This window comes from Streptomyces sp. Qhu_M48, from assembly GCF_051305195.1.
Lineage (GTDB): Bacteria > Actinomycetota > Actinomycetes > Streptomycetales > Streptomycetaceae > Streptomyces.
The window spans coordinates 2,629,831-2,655,697 of sequence record NZ_CP195432.1 but is presented as its reverse complement, the minus strand read 5'-3'; the positions used below and the strand labels follow the sequence as shown (position 1 = coordinate 2,655,697).

Genomic DNA, 25,867 nt, shown 5'->3' with positions numbered 1-25,867 from the left:
GTGGGGTGCGTTGGCTCTGCCACTCCCCGACTCTGCCCGCGATCCCGTGCCGGTGCCGGGCGGCGGTGGCAATCGGGTGAGGGTCCCGACGGCGGGCCGAGGAGTGGTTCATCCCGATTCGTCCGGACCACCTCCACCGAGGTCGAGAGTGGGGTCGAGGGCGGGGTCGAGGGCGGGGTCGAGTTCGAGAAGGAGGTCGGAGACGGGGTCGCGGTCGGGAATCGGGGCCAGGTCGCAGTGGAGAACGGGGGCCGGGTCGCGTTGGAGAACGGAGGCCAGGTCCGGAGCGGGGTCGAGGCCGAGCACCGGGTCGAGGTCGAGCGCGACGTGCAGGGTCTTGCCCCCGAGGGCGGGAACCACCTTGACCCGACCGCCCAGCCCTCGGATCACCGGGAAGCCGAGGCCGCCCCGCTCGTCGACCGGCGGATCCCAGGACGTCTGCGGCATCTCCTCGCTCTCGTCGGCGACGGCGATGTCGAGGAGTGTTCCGCGGGTCGTCAGCGTCAGCACGCAGGGCCCCCACGTATGACGAACGACATTCGTGACCAGCTCGGAGACGATCAGCACGGCGTCCGCCATACGGTCCGGCCGGCCACACGAGCCGGCGAGCCAGCGCGCCGCGACGCGACGGGCGACGGCCGGAGTCCTCCAGTCGAACGGAAGGGCGACGCTGTGACGTGTCACGGCGGAAGCCGACACGGTGATGGTGCTCATGACCGCCCCCTGGAGGGCTCGGACCGGATAGGAGTTTCTGCTGGGTATTCGGAGCCGCACCCCTTGTGGATGACGCCTGTACGCGGCCCCGTTCGCCGCGATCCGATTTTCTTCGCCCTCGGTTCATCCACGGCGCCTTCGACTTCGAACCCCCTACATCGCGCGCAGCGGGGCCGGTGGCCCTCAGGCAGCCGTCACCGAGACGGATCCCGCCCGGACCATCACGCGGTTCCCCGTACGTGCGCGTCGATGCCGATGTGTTCGAAGGAGGTGTGTGCGATGACCACGTCCATACGAGTCCGTCGCCTGGTGGCGGGCGCCGCGGCGTCCGGCCTGCTGGCGGGCGGTGCGGCGTTCGGCCTGTCAGGAACGGCGGCAGCGGCTCCCGCGCCGACATCCGTCGCCACGACGGTCGTGACGGGTGACCACCACGACCGGCACGACCGGTGCGAGTGGAAGAAGGGGCACTGGGAGAAGAAGTGGGTCAAGGGCCACTGGGAGAAGAAGTGGACCCACCACAAGACCTGGCAGCAGGGTCATCACGACAAGCACGGGAAGTGGCACAACGGGAACTGGGACCATGACCACTCCTACAAGTGGGTCTACGTTCCCGGCCACTGGGACCACGACTGGGTGAAGGGCCACTGGTCCTGCCACCACCGGTGATCCGAGGTCCCGCGACGGGGACCGGGAGCCTGGCTCCCGGTCCCTTTCCGCTGCTCGTCATTGCCGAAACGTGGCGCCACCTTCCGCTGCTCGTCATTGCCGGAACGTGGCGCCACCTTCCGCTGCTCGTCATTGCCGAAACGTGGCGCCACCGCCCCTACCTGCGGCTTCTCCCACCTCACCCCCACCTGGGCGCCACCAGCGAGCATCATGGCGCCATAATGACTTGCGATGGCGCCACACATTGCGCCATGCTGGCGGCACAGGCGATGCCCCCTCCGTCCCACCCGGGCCGAGAAGTTCGGGTTTCGCGGAGTCGGTCATCGGAGGGGTCGGATCATGAAGCCGGAACGGCACCACCGGACCGAGGCGGCACCCACCGCCTTCGCCGCCTTCGCGCGGTTCGCGCTCTGCGGCGGCGGCATCGGCGTCGCCTCCAGCTTCGCGGTGGTGGCGCTCGCCGACCGCATGCCATGGGCCCTGGCGAACGCCCTGATCACGATCGCCTCGACCCTCCTCGCGACCGAGCTGCACGCCCGCTTCACCTTCGGAGCGGGTGGACGCGCGACATGGCGCCAGCACGTGCAGTCGGCGGGGGCCGCGGGGGCCGGGTACGCCGTGACCTGCGTGGCGGTGTTCACCCTGCACCTCGTGGTGGCGATGCCGGGGGCAGCGCTCGAACAGGGCGTCTACCTGACCGCCTCCGCGCTCACCGGTGCCGCGCGGTTCGCCGTCCTGCGGCTCGTCGTCTTCGCGAGCGGACGCAGGACGTCGACGGCCTCGACGGCCGGGGTACTCACCCCCTCGGGGGTCCGGTTCCACGGCGTCGACCTCAGCGAGACGAACGCCGCCGCCACCCTGCGCCCCGCCGCCTGACCCCGTACCCGCCCCAGGGGACCCTCTCCACGCCAGCGTGGCGCCATGCGAATTGCAATGGCGCCACGATGGTGCCATTCTGGGAGCATGGACCTCACTCCCTACGTCGACAGCCTCCGGCACGAACTCGGCGTCGCCGCCGAAGCCGGTGGAGACGAAGCCCTCGCCCTCGCCAAGCGGCTCACCGCCCCGCTCGAATCGGCGGCCCGGCTCACCTTGCTGAACGCGCTCTCCGACGCCATGGACGAGGTCACCCGTGACCTGGCCCCCGGCTCGGTCGACGTACGGCTGCGCGGGCTCGACCCCGAGTTCGTGGTCACGGCCCCGCCCGCCCCGGACACCTTCGGCGAGGCCGAGGTGCCGGTGGCACCACCGGCACCCATGCCGCCGGCGCCGGTGGACGTCGAGGACGGCGCCACCTCGCGCATCAACTTCCGTCCGCCCGCCCAGCTCAAGGTCCGGGTGGAGGAGGCCGCGAACCGCGAAGGGCTCTCCGTCAACGCCTGGCTGGTCCGGGCCGTCGCCGCCGCCCTGGAACCCACGGCGGACCGCGGGACGGGCGGATCGGGCCGCGCGCCCTCGACCGCGCAGGGACACACCGGCAGGACGACCTCGGCCGGACAGGGCTTCACGGGCTGGGTGCGCTAGCCCGACCCCGCAACCCCGATCCCGCACCCCCACCCCGCACCCCGTCACTCCTCACGCCCGACGAAGCAGCCAGCAGCCAGCGACCCACACCCGAAGGACGGCTCAGCCATGCCTACGTTCGACACGCCCGAGCCCCTCTCCGCGACCCTCGAACTCGACTTCGGCCGGGTCCGGATCATCGCGGCCGACCGCACCGACACCGTGGTCGAGGTGACACCGAGCGACCCCGGCAACAAGCAGGACGTCCAGGCCGCCGAGGACACCAAGGTCACCTGCACGGGCAGGGAGCTCACGGTCAGGGGCCCCAAGAAGCGTTCGCCCTTCGGCAAGATCGGATCGATCGACGTGACCGTCGAGCTGCCCACGGGCTCGGACCTGGCCGGCCGCACGGGCCTCGGCGACTTCATCGCCGAGGGACGGTTCGGGAAGTGCCGCCTGACCACGGCCACCGGCGACATCCAGCTGGAGGAGGGCACGGACGTACGGCTGAAGACCACGCACGGGGACGTCCTCGTGGACCGCGCGACGGGCGAGGTCGACATCCACGGGTCGGGGCGGGTACGGGTCGGCCGGGCCGACGGAACGGCCACCGTCAAGAACCTCAACGGCGAGACCGCGCTCGGGGAGATCCGCGGCGAGCTGAACGTGCGCTCGTCCAACGGACCCATCAGCGTCGCGCGCGCGGACTCCTCGGTCACCGCCAAGTCCGCGAGCGGCGCCATCCGGCTCGCCGAGGTGGTGCGCGGGCGGATCACCCTGGAGACCGCCGCCGGGGCGCTGGAGATCGGGATCGCCGAAGGGTCCGCCGCCTGGCTGGACGTACGGTCCACCGCGGGGCGCGTGCGGAACGAGCTCGGGGCGGCGGACGGACCCCAGGCATCCGAGGAGACGGTCGAGGTCCGGGGGCGGACCAGCGCCGGTGACATCGTGATCCGCCGCGCCTGAACCGGCCCAGGGGGACAAGGCCCCCGAGCCCCTCCCGGAGTCGGCCCACCACCCGCCACCCGCCACCCGCCACACAGCCCGTGCCGACGCCCGCACCACGCGGGGCGTCGGCATCGTGCTGAACGGGCCCGCCGATGCGGCCCCACCCCGCATATGGCGCCACCATGGCACCTCCGCGCCAGCTCACAGGTCAGCGAGGAGGCGCCCTTGTTGTGCCACACATCCCCGCAGGTCAGGTACACAGCGGTACACGCGCGGCACACTTGGCGCCACAATGGCCTCGCCATGGCGCCACACTTGTGCCATCATGGTGATGCGAGCGGGAGGCAGCGACTCTCCTGACCGGCAACCCCGTGGACTCGCCCACCCCCAGCCACCCACGCCTCCGAGAGGGAGGGCCCCATGCCTTCGTTTGCCATGCCTACGAGCAACCGGGCGGACGGCTCACCGTCCCCCGCCGCCATCTCCGCCGTCGGCCTGCGCAAGTCCTACGGCGACAAGACCGTCCTGGACGGCATCGACCTGAACGTCCCCGAAGGAACGGTGTTCGCCCTGCTCGGCCCCAACGGCGCCGGCAAGACCACCGCCGTGAAGATCCTCTCCACCCTCATCACCCCCGACGCCGGCCAGGCCCACATCCTCGGCCACGACCTCACCACCACCCCCCAGGCCGTCCGCGCCCGCATCGGCGTCACCGGCCAGTTCTCCGCCGTCGACGGCCTCATCACCGGCGAGGAGAACATGCTCCTCATGGCCGACCTCCACCACCTGCCCAAGCACGAAGGCCGCCGCGTCACCACCGAACTCCTCCACCGCTTCGACCTCACCGAAGCCGCCGCGAAACCCGCCTCCACCTACTCCGGCGGCATGAAACGCCGCCTCGACATCGCCATGACCCTCGTCGGCGACCCCCGCGTCATCTTCCTCGACGAACCCACCACCGGCCTCGACCCCCGCTCCCGCCACACCATGTGGCAGATCATCCGCGAACTCGTCACCACCGGCGTCACCGTCTTCCTCACCACCCAGTACCTCGAAGAAGCCGACCAACTCGCCGACCGGATCGCCGTCCTGAACAACGGAAAGATCGCCGCCCAAGGCACCGCCGAAGAACTCAAACGCCTCATCCCCGGCGGACACGTACGACTCCGCTTCTCCGACCCCACCACCTACCGCACCGCCGCCCACACACTCCCCCACGCCACCCACGACGACGACGCACTCACCCTCCAACTCCCCAGCGACGGCAGCCAGCGCCAACTCCGCACCATCCTCGACCACCTCGACACCCACACCATCGAAGCCGACGAACTCACCGTCCACACCCCCGACCTCGACGACGTCTTCTTCGCCCTCACCGCCACCACCAACCCCACCACCGCCGCCCACGCGTCCAAGGAGTCCGTCCGATGAGCTCCCTCTCCCTCGCGGTCCGCGACTCGGCGACGATGCTGCGCCGCAACCTGCTGCACGCCCGCCGCTACCCGTCCATGACCCTCAACCTGCTGCTGACGCCGATCATGCTGCTGCTCCTCTTCGTCTACATCTTCGGAGACGTGATGAGCGCGGGCATCGGCGGCAGCGGCGCGGACCGCTCCGACTACATCGCCTACCTCGTCCCGGGCCTGCTGATGATGACCATCGGCAGCACCGTGATCGGAGCCGCGATCTCCGTCTCCATGGACATGAACGAGGGGCTCATCGCCCGCTTCCGCACCATGGCGATCCACCGCGGCTCCCTGCTCATCGGGCACGTCGTCGGCAGCGTGCTGCAGGTGCTCGCCAGCCTGGTCCTCGTCGGCGCCGTCGCCGTGGCCATCGGCTTCCGCTCCACCGACGCCACGGCGCTCGAATGGCTGGCCGCTTTCGGGCTCCTCGCGCTGTTCGCCCTGGCGCTCACCTGGATCGCGGTCGGGATGGGCATGGCCAGCCCGAACCCGGAGGCGGCCAGCAACATGGCCATGCCGCTGATCCTCCTCCCCCTCATCTCCAGCGCCTTCATCCCGGCCGAGACGATGCCCGGCTGGTTCCGGCCCATCGCCGAGTACCAGCCCTTCACCCCCGCCATCGAGACCCTCCGCGGCCTCCTCCTCGGCACCGAGATCGGCCACAACGGCTGGCTCGCCCTCGCCTGGTGCCTCGCCCTCACCGCCCTCGGCTACTCCTGGTCCAAGTCGATCTTCAACCGCGACCCGAAATGACCCGGAGGCGCACAGCCCGTCCCTCGCGGGCCGGAGTTCCCGGCGGGAATCCGCCGGGAACTCCGTGCAGTCGAGGAAACGGCCCTACGCTCCGATAATGGAACGTATGCAACAAAAAGGATCGTCTCGGCACGGCCCTTCGACGCTGACGGTCAAGGGCCGGGACATGCGGCTGCGCACCGTCGGATTCCTCGTGCTCGCCGGCCTCGCCATCTGGTTCATCGCGGCCAACACCGGGTCCGTCAGCATCAGGCTCTGGATCCCCACCGTCACACTGCCCCTCTGGGCCGTGCTCACGGTCACCCTCCTCGTGGGGATCGTCCTCGGCCTGATCATCGCCCGCCGACGCGCCAGGCGCTGACCCGCTCCCCCACCCCGGGCGAGGCTCGGAGACCCGGACCCTGCGACCCGGTCGAGCCGCCCGGTCGGCGCCGTCGAGACCTGGCGGACCTCGGTGCCGTCAAGGCCGGGAAGGTGTCGGTGCCGTCAGGGCCGGGAGGGTGGAGCCGTCGGCGAGTCGGCCCGTGAGGCGTACGGCCCCGGCGCCCGGGTCCGCCCCCTCCGCGCCCCCCGCACCCGCCCTGGCCGACAGCAGCGGACCCCGCGCGGTGGCCGCGACGGCTCCCACGGCGGTCACACCCGTCAGGCGGCGGCTGCCCGCCGCGAGCAGGTACCGGGTGCCCGACGGCGCGGTCCAGTAGGCCCCCGCCAGCACGTGCTGGCCGAAGCGGCTGCACGCGGCCGTGTCCCCCAGCTCCGCGACCATGCGCGCCCCGGCCGGTGCCTCGAAGGAGACGGACACCCGGCCGCTCCCCTCCCAGGTGTCCACGCGGGAGCAGACCCACACCGCCCGCCCCGCCCGCTCGGGCAGCGGCTGCTCCGCGTACTCCCAGCGGTTGACCGAGCGGACGCCCGTGCCGTGCAGAACCGGCAGGGAGCAGGCCGAACGCGCCCAGGCGGCGAGCCCCCGCTCCCCCGTGGCCTCGCGCGGCTGCCGCGCCGGGGCTCCCGTACCGGGCCCGGGTGTCCAGGTCAGGTGGGCCGGGGTCAACTCCCCGAGGTCGACGAGGAGGAAGGCGTGATCCTCGACGATCCGGGACGAGGAGGTCAGCTGGAGCGCGGACACCCGCGAGCACCCGCCCTTGCCGTCGTACGGCACGGGCGCGGTGACGCCGTCCGGGGCGACCTCCAGCGGGCGGGCGGCGGTGCCGGGCGCCCGGAGGTCCCGTACCCCCGCCTCGGCGATCCAGGGCGCGAGGAGGTAGCGCGCACGCCCCGGGGTACGGCTGAGCACGACGGCCGCTCCCGTGGTGACGTCGGCGTCGTCGGCCCGCGCGAGGTCGAGGGCGGCGGGCCCGTCTCCGTCACGGGGTTCGGCGTACCGGGCGAGCCTGCGCCCGTCGTGGAGCAGGACCACGACGGCGTCGTCCACCGTTCCCGCGTAGAGGAGTCGGGGCGGTTCGGCGGGCGGCGCGGACGCGGTGCCCGGCGTGGCGGTCCGCCGGACCTCGGCGCCCGTGTCCCGGGACCAGGCGTCGAGGGCGCGCCGGAGCAGCGCGGTGTCGCCGGTCCTGGCGCCACGCGCGGGCCAGGCGGTGTGGTCGACGCGCGAGGTGTCGGCCCAGCGCTCGGCGGGGGTGCGCTCGAGGGCGACGGGGTCGAGGGCCCGGGCGAGCGCGGCGGCGGAGAGGTCGGTCGCTGACACGGCGTGGCCGGAGGCCGTCCCGGAGCGGAGGCCGACGGTGGTGACGAGGGCGGTCGTGGCGAGGAGCGCCGCGCCCGCGAGTGCGGTGAGCCGGAGGCGTCGGCGTCGGCGCAACAGGTCGGTGGGGCGGGTGTGGACGGTGCACGGGTCGAACTCGGCGCTGCCGAGGAGGGCGGTGACATCGGTCCCGGTCGCGGCGCCGAGCCGGTCGGCCGCGCGCAGGGCGGCGGCGGGATCCGCGACGCCGGCGGAGGCGAGCAGACGGCCGACCGCGTCCGCGGGAAGGCGTTCGAGCGTACGCAGGGCGAGGGCGGCCCGGACCTCGGGCGTCGCACCGGCCAGGGCGCGGTCGAGGGCGAGTTCCTCGGAGCCGCCGGCGCGGGGGAAGAACCTCAGGCCGAGGACGACGGGCAGCGTCAGGGAGGGTGCGAAGCGGCGCGGCGGGCGGAGCGCGGCCCGGACGACGGTGGCCCGCAGCCAGGAGTAGGCGGGCCGCTCGCTCCCCCGCTGCGCGGGAAGGGAAGGCTCGGGCGGCCGGACTTCCCCGGAGGCGCCCGGCGCCCCGAACCCGTACTCGGACTGGGACTCGGACCGGGATTCGGCGGGCTCGGACATGGAGGAGGACTCGGAGGAGGACTCGGAGTCAGACCCGGCCCCGGCCCCGAACCCCGTCTCCGTCACACCCTCCACCCTGGTCCCCGCTCCCCTCCCGGTCGCGGTGCGGGGCGGCTCCGACCAGCCGCGCCGGCCGCCGGACTCCGCGAGGGCCTTCTGGACGAGACCGTGGGCGGTGAGGACGCGGCGGTGCCGGCCGAGCGCGGGCGGCAGGACGAGGTACGCGAGCCGGACGAGGCCGGGGTAGTTCTCGACGAGCGCGGCCTCGGCGGCGTCGAGTGCGGGACGGTCGGAGCGGTCGGAGCGGTCGGCAGATATCGAGGTTCCGGAGGCGATATGACGGGACGACATGACCGGCCAACGAGCCCGGGGCGGTCGCGTCACCTCGGACCTGTGACCGTACGACCCCCCGGAAGCGGCCCTTGCCGACCGGCGTCTCGTCAGGGTAAGCCGGAGAAGTCGCGCGTTAGGGTGTGGGGTGCCTCCGCGAACCCCCCTCACCTGCCCCTCCCTTGCCCACGCGGCTCTCCTCGCGCACACGGAACAGGGCCGGGAATGGCCGCTCCTGGTGTGGGCTCCGGGACCGGGCGTGCGCATGGTGTCGAGCGCCGTGCTCGGCGGAGGCATCGGCCCACGGGAGTGGGTCCTCAACGCCCAGGTCCCGCCCGGCTACGACCGTCTCGATCCGGTGGCCCACCTCCGCGACCTGGCGACCGGCGCGGGGCTCGCCGGCCCCGGCGTGGGGCTGATGACGGCGGCCTCGGTGGCGGACCGGCGCCAGGCCGTGGACGGCGGTGCGCGCGCCGTGGTCACCGCCGGGATAGGGGTACGGGGCTGGGCCGCCGCGCCGGGCACCGGCGGGGTGCCGGCTCCCCGGCCCGGCACGATCAACATCATCGTGTCGCTGCCCGTGCCGCTCACGGACGCCGCCCTGGTCAACGCTGTCGCCACCGCGACGGAGGCGAAGGTTCAGGCCCTGGTCGAACTGGGCGCGGACGCCTCCGGAACGCCCACGGACGCCGTCTGCGTCGCCGCTCCCACACCGATCGGGGGCGAGGCCGAACTGTTCGCGGGGCCCCGCTCGCTCTGGGGCGCGCGGCTCGCCCGCGCGGTGCACCGGGCGACCCGGGACGCCTGCGCGGGGCTGCTCGCCGCCGAGGGCTCGGTCGCCGGCGCCGAGGCCCGGAGCCCCGGCATCGCCACCTGACGCACCGGGGCGCCGGACGGCACCCGGCCGACCCTCAGCCGTGCGCCAGCAGAGAGGCGGTGAGCTCGGCCGCGCGGCGGTGCCAGAGGTCCGCGCCCCGGAGCATCGCGTGTCCCCCGGTCGACATCGGGATGCCCGCCGCGTCGGCGCCCGCCGCCCGGGCCCTGCGGACGAAGTCCCAGGACTCGCGGGCCGAGGTGACCCGGTCGGTCTCGTCGTGGAGCAGGTAGAGACGGCGGCCGCCGAGATGGTCGACGGGCTCGCCGGCGGGGCACCAGGGCGCGAGGGCGACGACGCCCCTGACCGCCGGGTCGCCCGCCGCGCGGAGCGCGGCACGGCCGCCCATCGAGTGGCCGAGGAGGACGACGGGCACGGGCCCCGCCCGTTCCCTGAGGCTCGCCAGGGCGGCCTCCGCGTCGCGGGCGGCGTCGGCCCGCGGGCCGTTCCAGCCCCGGTGGCGGTACCGCACCTCCGCGATCAGCACGTTCCGGCCCCGTACCGCACGGGTCACGGCACCGACGAAGGGACGCATCCGCAGCGCGGGAAGGTTGAGGGCGGGCGGCGGCCCGGACCCGTCGGCGCGCCCTCCGTGCAGCACCAGCACGGCCGCCGTGGGCACGGCGGGCACGCTGCGGACGAGCAGCGCGCCCGGGTCGGCGCGTCCGGTGCGGCAGTAGGTCATCGCGAGGTCGCCCCGTCCCCGCTCCGGCGCGGTGGCCGGGGGAAGAACCCGCTCGTGCGCGCGGTGTAGGCCGCGTATCCGGGCCGCTGCGCCATGTGGGCCTCCAGGAGTCGCTTGCCGCTTCCCTTGATGAGCAGGCCGCTCATGACGAGAGGGGAGACGACGGTGAGGGCCGCAGTCTGCCAGGTCGCGCAGGCCGTGAGGTACAGCCCCCACCAGACGAGGAAGTCCCCGAAGTAGTTGGGGTGTCTGGTCCAGGCCCACAGCCCCCGGTCCATGATGAGCCCCCGGTGCGCGGGATCCGCCTTGAATCGGGCGAGCTGCCGGTCGCCCACGGCCTCGAAGCAGAGGCCCACGGCCCAGATCGCGAGCCCTGCCCAGGCCAGGGCGTCGAGCGAGCGGGGCAGGTACGCCGCCGCCTGGACCGGCAGGGAGACGAGCCAGACCAGCGATCCCTGGAGAAGGTAGACGGTGCGCAGGGCGTAGAACGTCAGGTTGCCCGGGGCGCGGGCGAGCATCCGGGCGTAGCGGGGGTCCTCACCGTGGCCACGTCCCCTCCGAGCGATGTGCGCGGCGAGACGTAGTCCCCATACGACGGTCGCCAGGGCGACGGCGGTCCTGCGCCCGTCGTCGCCGTACCCGGCCGAGAGGAACCAGGTCGTCACGGCGACCGCGGCGAAGGCGATGCCCCAGGCGACGTCGACGATCCTGTGCAGGCCCTTCACGGTGCCGATGACGAAGGTCAGCAGCATGACGGCGAGCGCGACCCCGGCGCAGACCGCGAGGTTGAGTTCGAGGGCGCCGGCGTCGAGGCTCTGGGCGAGGACGTTCATGACAGCCTGCCCTCGCGCGCCTCGGCCGGGGTGGGCAGCGGGGTAGGCGCCGGGGTGAGCAGGATCTGCCGTACGTCGAGGTACCGGGCGCGGAATCCGGCCTCCGAGTACGCCAGGTAGAGCTCCCACATGCGGCGGAAGACGTGGTCGAACCCGAGCGCCTCCACCGCCTCGCTCTGCGCGTGGAACCGTTCCCGCCACAGGCGCAGGGTCTCGGCGTAGTGCGCGCCGTAGCCGGTGTCGTGGGTGACCCGCAGTCCCGCGGCGGCGCTCTCGCGGTCGATGGCCTCCCGGGAGGGGATGAGGCCGCCGGGGAAGACGTACGTGCTGATCCAGGTGTGGGTGCGGGCGGTGGCGAGCATCCGCTCGTGGGGCATGGTGATGGCCTGGAGCGCGACGCGTCCGCCCGGGGCGAGGAGGCGGCGCAGGGCGCCGAAGTAGTCGGGCCAGTAGTCGGCTCCGACCGCCTCGATCATCTCGACGCTGACGACGGCGTCGTACTCCCCCTCGATCTCGCGGTAGTCGCGGAGTTCGACGGTCACCCGGTCGGAGAACCCGGCGTCGGCGATCCGCCGGAGGGCGAGCGCGCGCTGTTCGGCGGAGAGGGTGACGGTCAGGACGCGGGCCCCGCGTGCCGCCGCCCGGACGGCCAGCTCACCCCAACCGGTGCCGATCTCCAGGAGGTTGGTCCCGGGACCCACCTCCGCGAGGTCGAGCAGGCGGTCGATCTTGCGGTGCTGGGCGGGGGCGAGGCGCTCGGGCGTGGCGGGGAAGGCGGCGAACACGCCCGAGGAGTAGCTGAGGGTCGGGTCGAGGAACAGGCCGAAGAGCTCGTTGGACAGGTCGTAGTGGCGGTGGATGTTCTCGCGGGCGCCGTCGAGGGTGTTCCGGTCGCGGGCGGGCCTGCGGCGGACCCAGGCGCCGCGGAGCCGGCGCAGGGGGGCGGGAACCAGTTCGTCGACGCGGGAGGCGAACACGGTGAGCAGACCGACGAGGTCGTCGCTGTCCCACTCTCCCGCCATGTACGACTCGCCGAAGCCGATGAGACCGCGGGCGCCGATCCGCCGGTGGAAGGCCGCGGGGTCGTGGAGGGTGAGGGTGGGCTGTGTGCCGCCGTGCCGGGCGGGTGCGGGGATCCGGGGGTGGGCGTTCGGTCGGCCCTCGTACCGGACGCGGATCGGCAGGCGCGAGAAGGCTCGTTCCAGGATCCGCCGGGCGATGGCGGTGCGCGGGGCGGAGGCGCGCGGGAGGCGCGCCACCTCGGGCCATCGCGCCGGGTCGACGGTGACGGGGCCGGCGGAGTCGGCGGTGGGTTCGCCGTGCGCGGCGCCGGTGGGACGGGAAGAGGGGAGGGAGAGCGTCACGACATGCCTTCTCGGGAGGACAGGGGGCGGACCGGGGTCGGGTTCTGGGCCTGGGGTGAGGTCGTCGGTGCCGAAGGCGGCACACACGCCGGGTCCGGTGGACGCGGTCGTACGCGAAGTCCCTTGAGGTAGAGGCGGATTCCGTGCAGCCGGATGCCGAGCGAGACGGCGGCGGTGGACCACGGCCTGCGCAGCGCGATGCCCAGCAGGGCGCGCGCCGTCGCGGGGCGGTGGTGTCCCCGGACGGTGGCGGTCAGGGGCCGGGTGCCGTCGTCGTGGCACAGCTGGACGGTGACGTCGAGGCGGTCGTCGGGGAGCGGCAGTCGCATCCGGTACCAGCCTTCGACGTCGAAGAAGGGCGAGACGTAGAACTCCTTCGCCACGGAGACGACCGACGAGGCAGCCGCGGCAGACGAGGCCGCCTCGGCCGGTGTGCGGGGCGAGGACGGCGTACCGGATGAGGACGCCGTACCGCCGGAGGAGGCCGACGTACTGCCGGACGAGGCCGACGTACGGCCGGGCGCGGCCGGCGCGTCACCGGACGCCGCTCCCGTACCGCCGCTCCTCAACAGGTAGCAGTGGCGCCCCCCGTACGTGTTGTGCACCTCGGCGACGACACAGACCGGGCGGCCGGCCCGGTCGTGGCACCAGTACAGGGTCAGCGGGTTGAACACGTACCCGAGCACGCGCGCGTGGCCGAGCATCAGGACCCGCCCGTCCGCGTTCGGTACGCCCTGGGACGCGAGGTATCCGTCGAGGGCGGCGCGCAGGGTCGGCGCCGTGCCGTCGAAGTGGTCGCGGGGGTCGAAGCGGGCGAGGGGGCGCAGGAGCCGGGGCAGTCGCGGCAGCGCGTCGAGGTCGACCAGCCAGAAGTAGGTGCGGTGGCGGAACCCGTACCGCACCGGGCTCACGCGCGTGTGGACGACCTCGGACAGGTAGAGCGCCGGGACCCGGGTCGATAGGGCGGGGGTACGGGCGACGGCCGGTTCGGCGGCGTGGGTGGTCACCACCTCACCCCCAGGGCGCGGGCCGCCTCGACGCCGGAGCGGCAGCCGTCCTCGTGGAAGCCCCAGCCGTGGTGGGCTCCGGCGTAGGCGGTGACGGCGGTGCGGAGACCGGGGAGTTCGCGCTGGGCGGCGACGGACTCCGGCGTGTAGACGGGGTGTTCGTAGGTCATGCGGGCGAGGACGGTGGACTCGTCGACCCGGTCGTCGGCGTTGAGGGTGACGAGGTGCGGCTCGGTCACGCGCAGCCGTTGGAGCCGGTTCATGTCGTAGCTGACCTGGACGGCGTCGGGTCGCGCCTCGCAGGAGGGGAGCCGGTAGTTCCAGGACGCCCGGGCGTGCGGCGAGCGGGGCAGCACGGAGGTGTCCCGGTGGAGCACGGTGGCGTTGCGGGAGTACCGGAAGGCACCCAGGACGCGCCGCTCGTCGGCGGTGGGGTCGGCGAGGAGCCGCAGGGCCAGGTCGGCGTGGACGGCGATGACGACGGCCGCGTGGGTGGTCGTCTCCCCGTCCTCGGTGGTCACGCGCGCGTGGTCCGCTCCGCGCGTGATCGCGCGCACGGGGGTGGCCGTACGGACCGAGGAGATCCCCTTGGCCACGCGTTCGACGTAGGCGGCGGACCCGCCGGTCACGGTCTTCCACTGCGGGGAACCGGTGACGGAGAGGAGGCCGTGGTGGTCGAGGAAGCGGAAGAGGTACGCGGCCGGGTAGCGCAGTGCCTGGTCGGGCGCGCAGGACCAGACGGCGGAGACGAGCGGAACGGCGAAGTGCCCGGTGAAGTAGGGCGAGAACCGGTGCTCGGCGAGGAAGTCGCCGAGCGTCCGCGTGTCGTCCCCCGTGGTGAGCAGTCGCCGGGCGGCCCGGTGGAATCGGGACACGTCGGCGAGCATGCGCAGGTGGCGACCCCGCCGGAGGTTGCCGCCGCCGAGGAGCCCGCGGACGCCCCGGGCACCGGCGTACTCCACTCCGCAGCCGTCACACCGGACGGACATGCTCATCTCGGAGTCCTGCGTGGCGACGCCCAGTTCGCGGAAGAGACGGAGCAGGTGGGGGTAGGTGCGCTCGTTGTGCACGATGAAGCCGGTGTCGACGCGGACGGTGCCGCCCTCGCGCGTGGGCAGCTCGTGGGTGTGCGCATGGCCGCCGAGCCTCCCCTCGGACTCGTACAGCACCACGTCGTACGCCCGCGACAGCACGTGTGCGGCGGTCAGACCCGCCACGCCCCCGCCCACCACCGCGATGCTTCGCCCGTCCATCGTCTCCGCCGCCCTTCGGGTCCGGGGTCCCTCGGCGCTCCGTGACGCGCCGCCCCGTCTGTACTTCGTAGCCGCGGGCCCGTCGGACGGGTGACCGGCCGAGCGACACGCGGGCGGGGCTCGCCTGCTCCCGGTTCCCCCACCGTCGGCCGGACGGTGGAGGCTGCTCAACTCGCATCGTTCATGCGTCGTATCGGGCGATGGTCGTACCGGGGCGTTCGCGACGGTCGGTCAGGGCGTCCCCGGTGTCCCCGTGGGCGCGGCCGGGGCGGGGCAGGCGACCGTGCCCGGGCGGACGGAGAGCTTGAGCCTGGGGGTGGTGAGGAGGCCGGGGATCTGGAAGTCCTGGGCGGTGCCGACGATCCGGTCGAACTTGGCGTACCGCGCCTGGATGCCGAAGCGGTGCTGGGGGCTGTTCAGCGGGTTGACGACGTACGCGCCGGTGGCGTCCTTGACGGTCTTCACGTCGGCGCCGTTGGTGTTGAGGTCGACGACGCCGTCCATGTCGAGGACGCCGGTGGCGTTGCGCAGGTCGAGGACGGTGTTCTTCGTCCTGATCTCCCAGGAGCCCGGATTGTCGTCGCCGAGGGTGAGGAGCATCGTGTACGTGGCTCCCGCGATCTGCTGGCGCCGGCTCAGGCAGAGGCCGTTGATCATGCCGTCCGCGAAGCCCATGCGGAGGACCCGTACCGTTCCGGTGCTTCCGTCGGGCCGGACGACGGCCTGGTCGACGACGGCGGCGCCGTACTGCGTCCCGTACAGGCTGCTCGTGGTGAAGTCGACGGGCCGGTCCTGGATCTGAAGGCCGACGGCCAGCGCGCCGCTCGCCATGGCGGAGCCGAGGCCCCCGGCGACGAGGAGCGCGGGCACGGCGACGGCGAGCGACCGGCGCCAGTGGGTCCGCCCTTCCGGACCGCGGTTATGGGCGCTCATGGGGTGGTCACCGTGATGGTTCCGGGAAGGTGGACGGGGTTGTCGGTGGAGTCGAGGGCCGCGTGATCGTCGACCGTACGGATCGCGTAGATGTCGCCGACGAAGTCCTCGGCTCCGGCGGTGAGCGGGATGAGGGAGCCGAAGAAGTCGAGGAGGCCCTGCACTCCGCAGATCTTGACGAGGACCCGGACGCAGACGTGGGAGATGTTCCCCCACATCGTGGTGGTCTCGGGCTTCCCCGCGCTGTCGTAGCCGCCGAGGGAGCCCTCGTCGGGGACGTCGATGGTGACGGTGTGGCCGGCCGCCCGCTGGGTGACGTTCATGTGCGAGCGGATCTTCAGTTTGGTGAAGGTGTACTGGTTGGTGACGCGGGTCGTGCCGTCGGAGAGCCGGATGGTGACGTTCTTCTCCACGGTCATGGAGACGGCGACCATGCTGGCGATGGTGACGTGCAGCGGGTCCGGGGAGGGCAGGAAGGGCGCGCCCATCGGCTGGACGGCGGCGGTCACCCCGGCGGCGCGGCTCGGCTGCCCGGACCAGACGGCCGTCACCACGGCGAGGACGAGGGCCACGGCCACGGCCACGGCTTCGCGCGGCACGAGAGCGGCGGCCCTGCGCGGGGCGTGGGCCGGACATGGTGCCGGGGCGCGGGCCGGACATGGTGCCGGGGCGGCGAGGGCGGCCGCCGGGCACGCGCGCGAGGAGGCCCCCTTCACCCCTCCACCTCCACCGCTGCTCGGCGGCGGCGCGGCCGCTTGGCACCCCAGCCGACCATCATGGAACCGCCGAGCACTCCCAGCGTCATGCCGAGCAGGAAGCCGCCGAGGTTGGAGACGACGAGCGAGACGACGGCGAGGACCACGCCGATGAGCCCGAAGGTGTACCGCTGGCCGGGCAGTGCCAGCGGGATGAGCCCGCAGAGGATCATCCCGCCGCCGACGAGGTAGCCGGCCACTCCCCCGAAGCCCGTGCTCACGATCAGCTGCAGGGAGCTGAGGGAGAACTTGAGGACGGTCCACCCTCCGGCGACCAGCCACACCCCGCCCCAGAACGGCCGGGTACGACGGAAGGCCCGGAACCACCCGGACGCGGCCCGCACCCGCCTCAGCATGTCGTGGCCGTTCCGGCTACGACCCTGATCTTCAGGTCCGGCAGGACGAGCGCCCCGGCCATCTCGGCGTCGTACGCGGTCGCGTTCAGCCCGTGCAGCTTGATGGAGCTGCCGCCCTCGCCGCCCGCCGAGCCGAGCCCGAACCCGCCGGGCAGTGCGCCCGTCAGCGGTTTGCCGGCCACGGTGACCTGGTCGGCGGACTGGCCGAGCACCGCGTTCTGGAGGGTGGTCGGCCCGTACGCCTGGAGTTCGGTCGCCTGGATGTACAGGTTCGAGGCGTCGATGTCGGTGGTGAAGCTCGCGGGCGGGGTGGCCGTCACCTTCTGGCCGCCCGTCAGGAGCAGCGAGTACGGGACTCCCGCGATCGTCTGGTGGACGATGCCGCACAGCCCGGCGAGCCCGGCGCTCGCGAAACCGACGCGTGCCATGGCCGTGTTGGTGGTCGTGGTGCCGTCCGGGCGTCCGACGGCGGGGGTGTTGACGATGGCGCCGAAGCCGCTGCCCTGGATGCCGTTGGACGTGAGGGTGAACGGCTGCCCCGCGACGCTGAAGTTGGCGGCGAGCGCGCCCTGTGCCAGCGCGCCGCCGAGGGCTCCGACGGCGAGGGCCGAGGGGATGAGGGTGAGCGCGCCGCGCCCCCAACGGGTGCCGCGCCGGGTGCCGTCAGCCGCTTCGGCGAGCATCCGGGCGTTCCAGTCGGCGGTGGCGCGGGAGCCGGTCGTACGGATCCGGGCGCCGGCGTCACGCGTCCGGGCGAGGACCGTGCCGACGAGGGGCGCACGGGAGAAGAGGTGGGTCATACGGAGCCGCTCCCCACGGATACGGGCGGTACGGAGGTTCCGGCGGTCGGCCGCGTTCGGCGCAGGAGGCCACCGCGCCGCTTGGCGGGCTTCTCGGGGAGCCAGCCGAAGGCCATGCACCCGCCGAGGATCGAGAGGACCATGCCGACGAAGAGGCCGCCGAGGTTGGACAGGGGGAACGAGGCGACCCCCGCGATGACCGCGATGACACCTGCGGTGTGGCGCTGGCCGGGCAGCACCAGCATGAGCAGGGCCATCGCCATGAGGACGACACCGCCCGCCATGCCCGCGATGCCACCGACGCCGACCTGGAGGATCTTGCCGAGCGGCGCCATCGGCAGGAAGAAGATGACGAATCCACCGAGTCCGGTCCAGACGGTCGCCCAGAACGGCCGGGTACGACGCCAGCTCCGGAACGCGGCTCGCGTTCCCCGGGGCCGCGGGCCGAGGGCGGTGGCGGTGGCAGGCGCGGCGGCGGTGGCATGCGCGCCGAGGGTGGCGGTGGCGTTCGCGGCGAGCACGTCGACCTCGGGAGTGGGCTTGGGGGGCGAGGCCGGGGCCGGGGCCGGGCTCGCCCCGGCCGGCGGCTCGGCGTTCGGCTCGGCGCTCGGCTCGGCCATCGCCTCGGCTCTCGGCTCGGGCGGCGGATCGGTGGTCATCTGGGCCTCACAGCTGACGGTGGGTCGGGGGTGATGGGGGCCGGAGCCCACGCCCGCATCGGGGCGCGGGCCCCGGTCCGTGGCACGCGGTTCCGGCTCAGCAGCCCTTGTCGCCGTGAGCGATGCCGATGGCGAGGTCGGGCAGGGTGATCGCGCCGGAGATGGTGGCGCCGTTGGCATCGGCGTTGAGGTTCCTGATGTCGGTCCGGCCGCCGGTGGCGTCGAGGCCGAACTGGCCCGGGGTGCCGTCGGTGATGCCGGTTCCCTTGATCCCGGCGCCGTCGGCGGCGGCGCCGATGACGTTCGGGGTCGCGTCGCTCGCGTTGAGCGTGGCCGTGGCGGCCTTGAGCGACTGGGCGTCCAGGACCAGCTTGTTGGCCTGGAGCCCGGCACCGGCGACGAGTTGGTCGCTGGTGAGCGGGGTGGCCGCCGCGGGCGAGGAGATGTTGAGCGACCAGGTGCCGAGGCTGCCGATCACCGGAAGGTTGACGGACTGGACGGCGTGGACGCAGATGCCGTCGAGTCCCGCCTTGGCGATGCCGACCTCGGCGGCCCCCTTGGCCCCGCCGGCGTCGATGGTGTGCATGACCGCGCCGATGCCCTGCGGCGCGGCCACCGTCTTGGAACTGAGGGTGAAGGGGACGCTGGTCAGCGAGAGGTTCGCGGCGAGGGCGCCCTGCACCATGGCCGTGGCCATGGCGGCGACGGCCGCCGTGGCGGGCACGGCGAGGAACGCCGATCTGCGCCAGCGGGTGACGCCTCTGGTCTCGTGCTCCATGTGATCTCCAACCGTCGTCCCGCACGAGCCGCGCGGGTGGGGATGTGAACAGCCGTGCGTCCCGCGGCCGGATGGTCGGAGACGGATGACACTTTGCGGCTGCCTGTACGAGAATTAGACACTCTCAGGTTGAGTGTCAACACTTCGGACCATGCTGGGGAGAATGACCGCTGGACTAGGCTTGGCCGATGCCACGCTTCAGGGAGACGGTCCGGACGCTGCTGCGCGAGCGCCTGTTGGACGCCGCGTACGAGGCGGTCGCGGACCGCGGCTTCGACAAGCTGCGCATGGCGCACCTGGCCGGCGCGGTCGGCGTCAGCCGCCAGACGCTGTACTCGGAGTTCCCCTCCAAGGAGGCGGTCGGCGAGGCGCTCTTCCAGCGCGAGCTGGAACGCTGCCTCGTCGGCATCCAGCAGGGCCTGGACGCACACCGGGACGACCTGCGGGCCGCCGTCGAGGCCGCCGTCGGTTTCACGCTCACGCTGGCCGGGCGGAACCCGCTGATCAGGGCCATGCTGACGAGCACCGGCGAGGACGGACTCCTGTCGTACCTGACGACCCGGTCGGCGGCGGCGTTCGACCTGGCGACCGAGATGGCCGACGCGTACGTCAACGAGGCCTGGCCCACGGTCGATCCGGTCGCGCGCGAACTCGCCGTCGACGCGGCGGTCCGGCTGACCGCGAGTCATATCGTCCAGTCCTCCTCCTCGCCCGAGGAGTCGGCCCGCCGCGTGGCCGACACGGTGGTCCGGGTCGCACTGAGCACCGGCCACGAGCAGGCCCCGCCCACGGGCCGGGCCCGTTAGACGCCCCCTACGGGCTCGGCCCCCGGTGCTCCTCGAGAACGGGTCTGTTGCCGAGCTCCGGTGACGCGGAGACCGGGAAGGCCCGCACGCCGACCCTGCCCTCGACCCGGGCGATCTCGCCCCAGCCGTACGCCCGCGAGTCGTCCGAGAGATCGGGGTTGTCACCCAGGTAGAAGAACGAGCCCTCGGGGACGGTCCGCAGCTCGGTCCGCGCCGACCGGGTGCCGTCCGGTCCGCAGCACGCGCCCGTACGGTGGGCCTGCGCCGTCCACTGGGGCGCCACCACCCGGCGGACCGGGCCGGCCCCCCGCTCCTGGAGGAGGACCTGGAAGGGCTCGTCCGGCGTCGAGACGATCGCGACCCGGTCCCCGGGCAGCCCGATCACCCGCTTCACCAGGAGGCTGTCCCTCCCGGTGGCCCTCAGCAGCACCACGTCGAACCGGTGCGCCTCCCCGGCGGAGCCCGGCGTCATCAGGACACGGTCGCCCGCCCGGAGGGTGGGGGCCATGCTGGCGCCGTCGACCCGTACGCCGAGAGCCGTCACGGCCACCACCGCGACGAGGCAGAGCACGCCCCCGGCCCCGAGAACGGCGCCGACCGTCCGGCGCGGGCTCATAGGGCTCGGGTGGGGTCCGGGGGCCACAGGGCGCCGGACCGGTCGATTTCGGTCATGGCCGGACGGTAGGACGGGGGGCGGACGACGGCTGTGACCGTACCGCTCAGGGTTGTTGACCGAGTGAACGGGATCCGGACCCTGGCTCCGCCCCCGACCCGGCACCGGCACCGGCACCGGCACCGAATCGAACCTGGAAGGCCTTGGGCGTCTCACCCGTCCAGCGCCGGAACGCCCGGTGGAACGCGCTGGGTTCGGAGAACCCCAGCCGCCGGGAGAGCCCCTCGATCGATGTCCGGCCGCCCGCCAGCTCGGCGACGGCGTGGTCGCGCCGCACCTGATCACGCAGCCGCTGGTACGTCGTTCCCTCGGCGGCCAGTTGGCGGCGCAGGGTCTGCGGGCTGACGGACAGCCGGTGGGCGAGTTCATCGGGCGTCGGGACCGGCCCGGCGGGCAGGGCCCGCCCGATCAGGTGCCGTACGCGGCCGGTCGCCGTACTGCCGTAGTCGGCGCGGACGAGGACGTCGCCGGGGGCGCGGCGGAGGAAGACCCGGAGCGCGGCCGCGTCGCGCAGGACGGGTTCGTCGAGGTCCGCCCGGTCGAAGACGGCCGCCGTCCGAGCGGCGCCGAACACACAGGGGGCTCCGAACAGGAGGGCGTACTCGGGGGCGTGCCGGGGCTCGGGGTGGACGAACTCGACCCGCCGCAGGCCGATCCGGCGCCGGACGAGCCAGCCGGCGAAGCGGTGCGCGACGAGGACGGTGGACTCGGCGCCGAAGTGGAGCGGGTCGTCGTACCCGGAGACGTCGAACTCCATCCGTGCCTCGTCCACGCCGTCGGCGGCCCCTCCCGAAGCGGGTCCCGCCACCTCCGGCACCACCGCTCCCGGCCCCACCACCTCCGGCTCCACGAGCCGGAAGCGCGGGCCGGCCGGGAAGAGGGAGTAGAAGGTCTGGGCCCGGCGGAGCGCCTCGCGCAGGTCGCGGCTGCCATGCACGGCGACGTGGGCCATCATCGCGAAGGTCCCGACCTTGCTGGGCGCGCCGCCGAAGCCGATGAGCTCGTCGTCGAGGATGGCCCACAGCATTCTGACGAGCTGCCCGAACCGCTCCGCCGGGACCCTGGCCGCCGTCCGGGGGTCCTCCAGGAGCGTGGCGGGCAGGCCGGCCCGGGCGAGGAGCGGGCCGGGGGCCACTCCGCCGCGCTCGGCGCCGAGCAGCACGGCCCGTACGTGATGGGCACTCACCGACCACGTCGGCATCCCCGTCGCCCCCGTTCCCGCAGCGTCCCGTCCGACCCGGCAACCTGGACACTTTCACTGTCAGATGTCCACGATCCGACACTCTACCCAGAACTGTAAGGCTCCGGAGCGGCCAACCTGTGAACGGGACACAGCTCACAGCCGTACCGTCGGGCCGACGCTCCAGTGCGCCGCACACGCGCAGAGCACGCGTCGAGTGCGCACCGAGCAGACCGAACAGACCGGTACACACCGAGGGAAGAGGGACGACGCATGAGCGGAGTGGCACGCCGGACGGTGGTCGCGGCGGCGGGTGGCGCGGGCCTGACAGCGGCGCTCGCCGCCTGCGGTGGCGGCGGCACGGACGACGGGACCCCGGCACCGGAGGGCACCGCCCTCGCACGGACCGGGGACATCCCGGTGGGCGGCGGAAAGGTGCTCGCCGACAAGGGCCTGGTGATCACCCAGCCCAAGGCGGGCGAGTTCAAGGCCTTCTCCTCGAAGTGCACCCACGCGGGCTGCGCCGTGAGCGGCGTCAAGGACGGGGTGATCGTCTGCCCGTGCCACCAGAGCCACTTCGACATGTCGGACGGCAGCGTGAAATCCGGCCCGGCGACCGCGCCGCTGCCGCCGGAGCCGATCCAGGTCGTGGGCGAGGAGATCAGCCTCGGGTGACCGCGTCACCGGGGCGCGCGGAGCTCCTGGGGGCCTTCCAGCACCCCAGCACCTCGTCGGTCGTGGTGATCGTGGCGACGAGCGCGAGGGTGTGACGGATCATCGCGGGGGTGTAGTCGGCAGGCACCCCCGCGATGGCGTCGCCGGGCACGACGACCGTGTAACCGAGGTTCACTGCGTCGAAGACCGCGTTGGGCACGGCCACGTTGGCGGAGACGCCGGTGACGATCAGCGTCCGGCAGCCGAGGTTGCGCAGCAGCGGATCGACATCGGTCCCGGCGAGCGGGGAGAGCCCGTGCAGGCGCCGTACGACGAGGTCCTCCTCCGCGACCTGGATCGGTTCGGCGATCCGCACCGCCGTGCTGCCGCTGTGCTGCTGTACGGGGAGGCGGGAGGCGGCCCGGAAGAGCCGGGCGTTGCTGTTGGCGCCCCGCCCGTCGGGACGCCGCTCCGCGACGGCGTGGACGACCTGGACGTCCGCCTCGTGCGCGGCGGCGACGAGCCGGGCGACGTTCCGCAGGGCCCCGGACGCGCGGGCCACGGCGGCCAGTTCGGGCAGGGCGCTGTCCGGGCCCACGACCCCCTGCTGGCACTCGACGGTGAGCAGCACGACCCCGCCGTCGGCGCGGATCAGCTCCCCGAGCCGCTCCTTGGAACTGCGCCCCCGCCCCGACCCCTGACCCCGACCATGCCCCTGCCCCTGCCCCTGCCCCTGCCCCATGGTCACTCCTCTTGCACGCGCGCGAATGGCCCTCCATGCTTTCTGACGTTTCATCAGAAATCCAGAAGGGTGCGGACGATGACCGTCACACAACGCCGTGGACGCCGGATCATGATGACCCCGGCGGAGCTCGACTCCTACCTCGCCGAACAGCGCACCTGCCGGGTCGCGACCGTGTCCGCCGACGGCCGGCCGCACGTGAGCGCGCTCTGGTTCGCCTGGGACGGCTCCTCGCTCTGGCTGTACTCGCTGACGCGCAGCCGCCGCTGGGCGGAGCTGCGGGCCGATCCGAGGGTCGCCGTCGTGGTGGACGACGGCGAGGAGTACGGCGAACTGCGCGGTGTCGAGCTGTCGGGCACCGTCACCTTCGTCGGCGAGGCTCCGCGTACGGGCGAGCCGTGCCCCGAACTCGACGTGCCCGAGCAGCTGTTCGCCGCCAAGAACTTCGGCCTGGACGCCATGCCGCACGACGGCCGGCACGCCTGGATGCGGCTGACACCGGACGCCGTCGCCTCCTGGGACTTCCGCAAGCTCGGGGGCTTCTGACGGGAGCGGAAGAACGCGGCTCCTCGACTTCCCACCGAGACGCCGGCCCATCAGGGGTCCGAGCCCCGGCGCGCTTGCCCATCAGGGGTACGACCCCCCGGGGCGATCGACCCACCAGGGGTCCGACCCCCGGGGGCCCGGCTCCCCAGAGGCTTGGCTCCGGGCGGCCCCGGCTCCTCGGCGCCTCAGCTCCCCAAGGGCTCGGCGGCCGCCCGCAGCGCCCCGACGACCGCCCGCACCGAGGGCCGGCGGCCGGCGTCGGCGCGCCAGGTGGCGTAGATGTGGCGCCGCACCTTCTGCCGTACGGGGACGAAGACGACGCCGTCCGGCACCGGCCGGCCGAGCCGGGGCGTGACGCACACGCCGAGTCCGGCCGCGACCAGGGCCAGTTGCGTGTGGTGCTCGCCCGCCAGGTGCCCGATGCGCGGCTCGATGCCCTGCGAGCGCAGGGTGAACATCAGCCAGTCGTGGCAGAACTCTCCCTCGGGCCAGGAGACCCACTCCTCGTCGGCGAAGTCCACCAGGTCGGCCGTCTCCCGTCCGGCCAGCGGGTGCCCGGCGGGCAGGGCCACGTCCGCTGTGTCGTCCAGCAGGTGGGCTCGCTCCAGGCCGCCGGGGACGGGCGCCCGCTTGTTGCTCCAGTCCAGGACGAGCGCGAGGTCCGCGTCGCCGCGCAGCACCGCGCGCACCCCGTTCTCGGGCTCCAGCTCCGTCGTACGGACCCGGAGCTCGGGGTGACCTTCGCGCAGGGCCGCGAGCGCGGCGGGGAAGAGCCCACGGGCCGCCGTCGGGAAGCCCGCGACCCGCACCTCGCCCACGACCTGGCCGCGCTGCGCCTCGATGTCGGCCTGGGCCATCTGGACCTGGGAGAGGATCCGGGCGGCGTGCTCGGCGAGCAGCTGCCCGGCGTCGGTGAGCCGGACGCCCCGGCCGTTCTTGGCGAGCAGTTGCTGTCCCACCTCGCGCTCCAGCTTGGACAGCTGCTGGGAGACGGCCGAGGTCGTGACGTGCAGACCGTCGGCCGCGCCGCTGACCGAACCGTGCCGGGCGACGGCGTCGAGGGTGCGCAGGCGCTCCAGATTCAACATGTAAGCGATTCTAAGGGGAGGGGTCGAGGAATTCTCGCTTGTTCTACGAGGTCGGTCCCGTCACCCTGAGTGCATGAGCCCCGCAGCCCCGCCCTCCCCGCCGTCCCCCACCTCCCCTCCCTCCCCCGCCTCACGTCTGCTCGACTGGCGTGTCCGCTTCGGTGTGCTGGCCCTGATCTGGGGCTTCAGCTTCCTCCTCATCAAGGTCGGCACGGAGGGCTTCGCACCGTTCCAGGTCACCTTCGGGCGGCTCCTCTTCGGTACGGCGGTGCTCGCCGTCGCGATGGCCGTGAAGCGTGACCGCCTGCCGCGCGGCGCGCGAGTCTGGGGTCATCTGACGGTCGCGGCCCTCCTCCTGAACGCGCTGCCGTTCTCCCTCTTCGCGTACGCGGAGCTGACCATCCCGTCGACCCTGGCGGGCATCTGCAACGCGACGACGCCGCTGTGGGGCATGCTGCTCTCCCTCGTCGCGCTCTCCGAAGACCGTCCGACCCGGGTCCGCGCGGCCGGTCTGGGCATCGGCTTCATGGGCGTGCTCACCGTCCTCGGAGCGTGGCAGGGGTTCTCGGGACTCGACGTGACGGGCACGGCGCTGGCCCTGCTCGCCTCGTTCAGCTACGCGGTCGGCTGGATCTACGTCCGCAGGACGCTGAGCGGCACGGGCGTCTCGAACCTCTCGCTCGCCGGTTCGCAGGTCGGGCTCGCCACCCTGCAACTGGCGATCGCCACCCCGCTGTTCACCTCGCTCCCGGAGTCGGTGGAGGTGGTGCCGCTGCTGGCCGTGATCGCGCTGGGCGCGCTCGGCACGGGGTACGCGATGCTGCTCCAGTACGGCGTGGTGGCGGAGGTCGGCCCGACGACGGCGGCGATGGTCACGTACTTCATCCCGGTCATCGCCACGGCGGCGGGCGTCGCGGTCCTGGACGAGCAGCTCACCTGGAACACCCCGGTCGGCGCCGTCGTCGTCCTCGCGGGCGCGGCGCTCACCCAGACCCGCACCTCCCGCCGCCGCGCGGTCGCGACGCCCCTCCCGGTGGAGCGGGCCGCCGCCCCGGAGACGGACGGCCAGGAGCGGAAGGCCGGCCCGGACACGGCCTCCCGGGAACGGGCGGCCGATGCCGGGAGGGCCCCTGGACGGCGGACCGGCACCCCGGTCTGACCCGGGAGCGGCCCCTGCTCCG

General features: G+C 73.3%; 29 protein-coding genes. 12 read left to right on the top strand and 17 right to left on the bottom strand.

Annotated elements, in window-relative coordinates:
- Positions 1-108: 108 nt before the first annotated feature.
- On the bottom strand, positions 109-714 hold the full coding sequence (locus tag ACRRSS_RS12350; protein ID WP_435971245.1) for an ATP-binding protein: 606 nt from the start codon (positions 712-714) through the stop codon (positions 109-111).
- A gap of 279 nt (positions 715-993) precedes the next feature.
- On the opposite strand from ACRRSS_RS12350, the gene ACRRSS_RS12345 reads away from it, so the two are divergent.
- From ACRRSS_RS12345 to ACRRSS_RS12315, 7 genes are all read left to right on the top strand, one after another.
- Positions 994-1,380 (top strand): hypothetical protein, encoded by a 387-nt coding sequence (locus ACRRSS_RS12345; RefSeq protein ID WP_435971244.1) that lies wholly within the window; start codon positions 994-996, stop codon positions 1,378-1,380.
- A 339-nt stretch (positions 1,381-1,719) separates the two neighbouring features.
- Entirely contained in the window at positions 1,720-2,256 is a 537-nt protein-coding gene (locus ACRRSS_RS12340; protein WP_435971243.1) for a GtrA family protein, read from the top strand.
- An 87-nt stretch (positions 2,257-2,343) separates the two neighbouring features.
- On the top strand, positions 2,344-2,904 hold the full coding sequence (locus ACRRSS_RS12335; RefSeq protein WP_435971242.1) for a hypothetical protein: 561 nt from the start codon (positions 2,344-2,346) through the stop codon (positions 2,902-2,904).
- 108 nt (positions 2,905-3,012) lie between these two features.
- A complete protein-coding gene (locus ACRRSS_RS12330; RefSeq protein WP_435971241.1) occupies positions 3,013-3,849 on the top strand; it encodes a DUF4097 family beta strand repeat-containing protein in 837 nt (278 codons plus the stop codon).
- Between the two features lie 402 nt (positions 3,850-4,251).
- Positions 4,252-5,262 (top strand): ATP-binding cassette domain-containing protein, encoded by a 1,011-nt coding sequence (locus ACRRSS_RS12325; RefSeq protein WP_435971240.1) that lies wholly within the window; start codon positions 4,252-4,254, stop codon positions 5,260-5,262.
- Positions 5,259-6,050 carry an ABC transporter permease gene (locus ACRRSS_RS12320; RefSeq protein WP_435971239.1) on the top strand — a complete coding sequence of 264 codons (792 nt, stop codon included), beginning with the start codon at positions 5,259-5,261 and terminating at the stop codon, positions 6,048-6,050. Before ACRRSS_RS12325 ends, ACRRSS_RS12320 begins: the two co-directional genes overlap by 4 nt.
- A 166-nt stretch (positions 6,051-6,216) precedes the next feature.
- Positions 6,217-6,411, top strand: a complete 195-nt coding sequence (locus tag ACRRSS_RS12315; RefSeq protein ID WP_435971238.1) for a lipopolysaccharide assembly protein LapA domain-containing protein — start codon at positions 6,217-6,219, stop codon at positions 6,409-6,411.
- 99 nt (positions 6,412-6,510) lie between these two features.
- Here the strand turns inward: ACRRSS_RS12315 and ACRRSS_RS12310 are convergent, their stop codons facing one another.
- Positions 6,511-8,721, bottom strand: coding sequence for a hypothetical protein (locus tag ACRRSS_RS12310; RefSeq protein WP_435971237.1), 2,211 nt, complete (start codon positions 8,719-8,721; stop codon positions 6,511-6,513).
- 127 nt (positions 8,722-8,848) lie between these two features.
- Here ACRRSS_RS12310 and ACRRSS_RS12305 point away from each other — a divergent pair, with 127 nt between their 5' ends.
- Positions 8,849-9,577: an adenosylcobinamide amidohydrolase gene (locus ACRRSS_RS12305; RefSeq protein ID WP_435971236.1), complete on the top strand. Its 729-nt coding sequence runs from the start codon at positions 8,849-8,851 to the stop codon at positions 9,575-9,577.
- Positions 9,578-9,611: 34 nt separating this feature from the next.
- On the opposite strand, the gene ACRRSS_RS12300 is transcribed toward ACRRSS_RS12305, so the two are convergent.
- From ACRRSS_RS12300 to ACRRSS_RS12250, 11 genes are all read right to left on the bottom strand, one after another.
- Positions 9,612-10,259: an alpha/beta fold hydrolase gene (locus ACRRSS_RS12300; RefSeq protein WP_435971235.1), complete on the bottom strand. Its 648-nt coding sequence runs from the start codon at positions 10,257-10,259 to the stop codon at positions 9,612-9,614.
- Entirely contained in the window at positions 10,256-11,092 is an 837-nt protein-coding gene (locus tag ACRRSS_RS12295; protein WP_435971234.1) for a DUF1295 domain-containing protein, read from the bottom strand. The genes ACRRSS_RS12300 and ACRRSS_RS12295 overlap by 4 nt, the downstream gene beginning before the upstream one ends.
- Complete coding sequence (locus tag ACRRSS_RS12290) at positions 11,089-12,456, bottom strand: class I SAM-dependent methyltransferase (protein ID WP_435971233.1); 1,368 nt, start codon at positions 12,454-12,456, stop codon at positions 11,089-11,091. Before ACRRSS_RS12290 ends, ACRRSS_RS12295 begins: the two co-directional genes overlap by 4 nt.
- Positions 12,453-13,463 carry a DUF1365 domain-containing protein gene (locus ACRRSS_RS12285; protein ID WP_435971232.1) on the bottom strand — a complete coding sequence of 337 codons (1,011 nt, stop codon included), beginning with the start codon at positions 13,461-13,463 and terminating at the stop codon, positions 12,453-12,455. Before ACRRSS_RS12285 ends, ACRRSS_RS12290 begins: the two co-directional genes overlap by 4 nt.
- Positions 13,460-14,716 carry an NAD(P)/FAD-dependent oxidoreductase gene (locus tag ACRRSS_RS12280; protein WP_435971231.1) on the bottom strand — a complete coding sequence of 419 codons (1,257 nt, stop codon included), beginning with the start codon at positions 14,714-14,716 and terminating at the stop codon, positions 13,460-13,462. The genes ACRRSS_RS12285 and ACRRSS_RS12280 overlap by 4 nt, the downstream gene beginning before the upstream one ends.
- A 231-nt stretch (positions 14,717-14,947) precedes the next feature.
- Entirely contained in the window at positions 14,948-15,649 is a 702-nt protein-coding gene (locus tag ACRRSS_RS12275) for a DUF6230 family protein (protein ID WP_435971230.1), read from the bottom strand.
- Positions 15,646-16,248: a hypothetical protein gene (locus ACRRSS_RS12270; RefSeq protein ID WP_435971229.1), complete on the bottom strand. Its 603-nt coding sequence runs from the start codon at positions 16,246-16,248 to the stop codon at positions 15,646-15,648. The genes ACRRSS_RS12275 and ACRRSS_RS12270 overlap by 4 nt, the downstream gene beginning before the upstream one ends.
- 113 nt (positions 16,249-16,361) lie before the next feature.
- Positions 16,362-16,748, bottom strand: a complete 387-nt coding sequence (locus ACRRSS_RS12265; RefSeq protein ID WP_435971228.1) for a DUF6114 domain-containing protein — start codon at positions 16,746-16,748, stop codon at positions 16,362-16,364.
- A gap of 5 nt (positions 16,749-16,753) precedes the next feature.
- Positions 16,754-17,560, bottom strand: coding sequence for a DUF6230 family protein (locus tag ACRRSS_RS12260; RefSeq protein WP_435971227.1), 807 nt, complete (start codon positions 17,558-17,560; stop codon positions 16,754-16,756).
- A complete protein-coding gene (locus tag ACRRSS_RS12255; RefSeq protein WP_435971226.1) occupies positions 17,557-18,219 on the bottom strand; it encodes a DUF6114 domain-containing protein in 663 nt (220 codons plus the stop codon). Before ACRRSS_RS12255 ends, ACRRSS_RS12260 begins: the two co-directional genes overlap by 4 nt.
- Before the next feature lie 97 nt (positions 18,220-18,316).
- Positions 18,317-18,997, bottom strand: a complete 681-nt coding sequence (locus ACRRSS_RS12250) for a DUF6230 family protein (RefSeq protein WP_351909080.1) — start codon at positions 18,995-18,997, stop codon at positions 18,317-18,319.
- A gap of 188 nt (positions 18,998-19,185) precedes the next feature.
- On the opposite strand from ACRRSS_RS12250, the gene ACRRSS_RS12245 reads away from it, so the two are divergent.
- On the top strand, positions 19,186-19,803 hold the full coding sequence (locus ACRRSS_RS12245) for a TetR family transcriptional regulator (protein WP_435971225.1): 618 nt from the start codon (positions 19,186-19,188) through the stop codon (positions 19,801-19,803).
- Between the two features lie 7 nt (positions 19,804-19,810).
- Here the strand turns inward: ACRRSS_RS12245 and lepB are convergent, their stop codons facing one another.
- Entirely contained in the window at positions 19,811-20,419 is a 609-nt protein-coding gene (lepB, locus tag ACRRSS_RS12240; protein WP_435971224.1) for a signal peptidase I, read from the bottom strand.
- Between the two features lie 103 nt (positions 20,420-20,522).
- Positions 20,523-21,662 (bottom strand): AraC family transcriptional regulator, encoded by a 1,140-nt coding sequence (locus tag ACRRSS_RS12235; RefSeq protein ID WP_435971223.1) that lies wholly within the window; start codon positions 21,660-21,662, stop codon positions 20,523-20,525.
- A gap of 267 nt (positions 21,663-21,929) precedes the next feature.
- On the opposite strand from ACRRSS_RS12235, the gene ACRRSS_RS12230 reads away from it, so the two are divergent.
- Positions 21,930-22,331: a Rieske (2Fe-2S) protein gene (locus ACRRSS_RS12230; protein WP_435971222.1), complete on the top strand. Its 402-nt coding sequence runs from the start codon at positions 21,930-21,932 to the stop codon at positions 22,329-22,331.
- On the opposite strand, the gene ACRRSS_RS12225 is transcribed toward ACRRSS_RS12230, so the two are convergent.
- Positions 22,318-23,052, bottom strand: coding sequence for a cysteine hydrolase (locus ACRRSS_RS12225; RefSeq protein ID WP_435971221.1), 735 nt, complete (start codon positions 23,050-23,052; stop codon positions 22,318-22,320). The two genes, ACRRSS_RS12230 and ACRRSS_RS12225, sit on opposite strands and share 14 nt — an antisense overlap.
- 78 nt (positions 23,053-23,130) lie before the next feature.
- Here ACRRSS_RS12225 and ACRRSS_RS12220 point away from each other — a divergent pair, with 78 nt between their 5' ends.
- On the top strand, positions 23,131-23,598 hold the full coding sequence (locus tag ACRRSS_RS12220; protein WP_435971220.1) for a pyridoxamine 5'-phosphate oxidase family protein: 468 nt from the start codon (positions 23,131-23,133) through the stop codon (positions 23,596-23,598).
- Positions 23,599-23,783: 185 nt separating this feature from the next.
- Here the strand turns inward: ACRRSS_RS12220 and ACRRSS_RS12215 are convergent, their stop codons facing one another.
- Positions 23,784-24,686: a LysR family transcriptional regulator gene (locus tag ACRRSS_RS12215; protein ID WP_351909094.1), complete on the bottom strand. Its 903-nt coding sequence runs from the start codon at positions 24,684-24,686 to the stop codon at positions 23,784-23,786.
- A 73-nt stretch (positions 24,687-24,759) separates the two neighbouring features.
- On the opposite strand from ACRRSS_RS12215, the gene ACRRSS_RS12210 reads away from it, so the two are divergent.
- Positions 24,760-25,845: a DMT family transporter gene (locus ACRRSS_RS12210; RefSeq protein WP_435971219.1), complete on the top strand. Its 1,086-nt coding sequence runs from the start codon at positions 24,760-24,762 to the stop codon at positions 25,843-25,845.
- The last annotated feature ends 22 nt before the right edge of the window (positions 25,846-25,867 follow it).

Excerpts from the sequence above, each read along its gene's own strand:
- ACRRSS_RS12350 (WP_435971245.1), bottom strand. The coding sequence starts at position 714 with ATGAGCACCATCACCGTGTCGGCTTCCGCCGTGACACGTCACAGCGTC.
- ACRRSS_RS12345 (WP_435971244.1), top strand. The coding sequence starts at position 994 with ATGACCACGTCCATACGAGTCCGTCGCCTGGTGGCGGGCGCCGCGGCG.
- ACRRSS_RS12340 (WP_435971243.1), top strand. The coding sequence starts at position 1,720 with ATGAAGCCGGAACGGCACCACCGGACCGAGGCGGCACCCACCGCCTTC.
- ACRRSS_RS12335 (WP_435971242.1), top strand. The coding sequence starts at position 2,344 with ATGGACCTCACTCCCTACGTCGACAGCCTCCGGCACGAACTCGGCGTC.
- ACRRSS_RS12330 (WP_435971241.1), top strand. The coding sequence starts at position 3,013 with ATGCCTACGTTCGACACGCCCGAGCCCCTCTCCGCGACCCTCGAACTC.
- ACRRSS_RS12325 (WP_435971240.1), top strand. The coding sequence starts at position 4,252 with ATGCCTTCGTTTGCCATGCCTACGAGCAACCGGGCGGACGGCTCACCG.
- ACRRSS_RS12320 (WP_435971239.1), top strand. The coding sequence starts at position 5,259 with ATGAGCTCCCTCTCCCTCGCGGTCCGCGACTCGGCGACGATGCTGCGC.
- ACRRSS_RS12315 (WP_435971238.1), top strand. The coding sequence starts at position 6,217 with ATGCGGCTGCGCACCGTCGGATTCCTCGTGCTCGCCGGCCTCGCCATC.
- ACRRSS_RS12310 (WP_435971237.1), bottom strand. The coding sequence starts at position 8,721 with ATGTCGTCCCGTCATATCGCCTCCGGAACCTCGATATCTGCCGACCGC.
- ACRRSS_RS12300 (WP_435971235.1), bottom strand. The coding sequence starts at position 10,259 with ATGACCTACTGCCGCACCGGACGCGCCGACCCGGGCGCGCTGCTCGTC.
- ACRRSS_RS12295 (WP_435971234.1), bottom strand. The coding sequence starts at position 11,092 with ATGAACGTCCTCGCCCAGAGCCTCGACGCCGGCGCCCTCGAACTCAAC.
- ACRRSS_RS12280 (WP_435971231.1), bottom strand. The coding sequence starts at position 14,716 with ATGGACGGGCGAAGCATCGCGGTGGTGGGCGGGGGCGTGGCGGGTCTG.
- ACRRSS_RS12275 (WP_435971230.1), bottom strand. The coding sequence starts at position 15,649 with ATGAGCGCCCATAACCGCGGTCCGGAAGGGCGGACCCACTGGCGCCGG.
- ACRRSS_RS12260 (WP_435971227.1), bottom strand. The coding sequence starts at position 17,560 with ATGACCCACCTCTTCTCCCGTGCGCCCCTCGTCGGCACGGTCCTCGCC.
- ACRRSS_RS12255 (WP_435971226.1), bottom strand. The coding sequence starts at position 18,219 with ATGACCACCGATCCGCCGCCCGAGCCGAGAGCCGAGGCGATGGCCGAG.
- ACRRSS_RS12250 (WP_351909080.1), bottom strand. The coding sequence starts at position 18,997 with ATGGAGCACGAGACCAGAGGCGTCACCCGCTGGCGCAGATCGGCGTTC.
- ACRRSS_RS12245 (WP_435971225.1), top strand. The coding sequence starts at position 19,186 with ATGCCACGCTTCAGGGAGACGGTCCGGACGCTGCTGCGCGAGCGCCTG.
- lepB (WP_435971224.1), bottom strand. The coding sequence starts at position 20,419 with ATGAGCCCGCGCCGGACGGTCGGCGCCGTTCTCGGGGCCGGGGGCGTG.
- ACRRSS_RS12230 (WP_435971222.1), top strand. The coding sequence starts at position 21,930 with ATGAGCGGAGTGGCACGCCGGACGGTGGTCGCGGCGGCGGGTGGCGCG.
- ACRRSS_RS12225 (WP_435971221.1), bottom strand. The coding sequence starts at position 23,052 with ATGGGGCAGGGGCAGGGGCAGGGGCAGGGGCATGGTCGGGGTCAGGGG.
- ACRRSS_RS12220 (WP_435971220.1), top strand. The coding sequence starts at position 23,131 with ATGACCGTCACACAACGCCGTGGACGCCGGATCATGATGACCCCGGCG.
- ACRRSS_RS12215 (WP_351909094.1), bottom strand. The coding sequence starts at position 24,686 with ATGTTGAATCTGGAGCGCCTGCGCACCCTCGACGCCGTCGCCCGGCAC.
- ACRRSS_RS12210 (WP_435971219.1), top strand. The coding sequence starts at position 24,760 with ATGAGCCCCGCAGCCCCGCCCTCCCCGCCGTCCCCCACCTCCCCTCCC.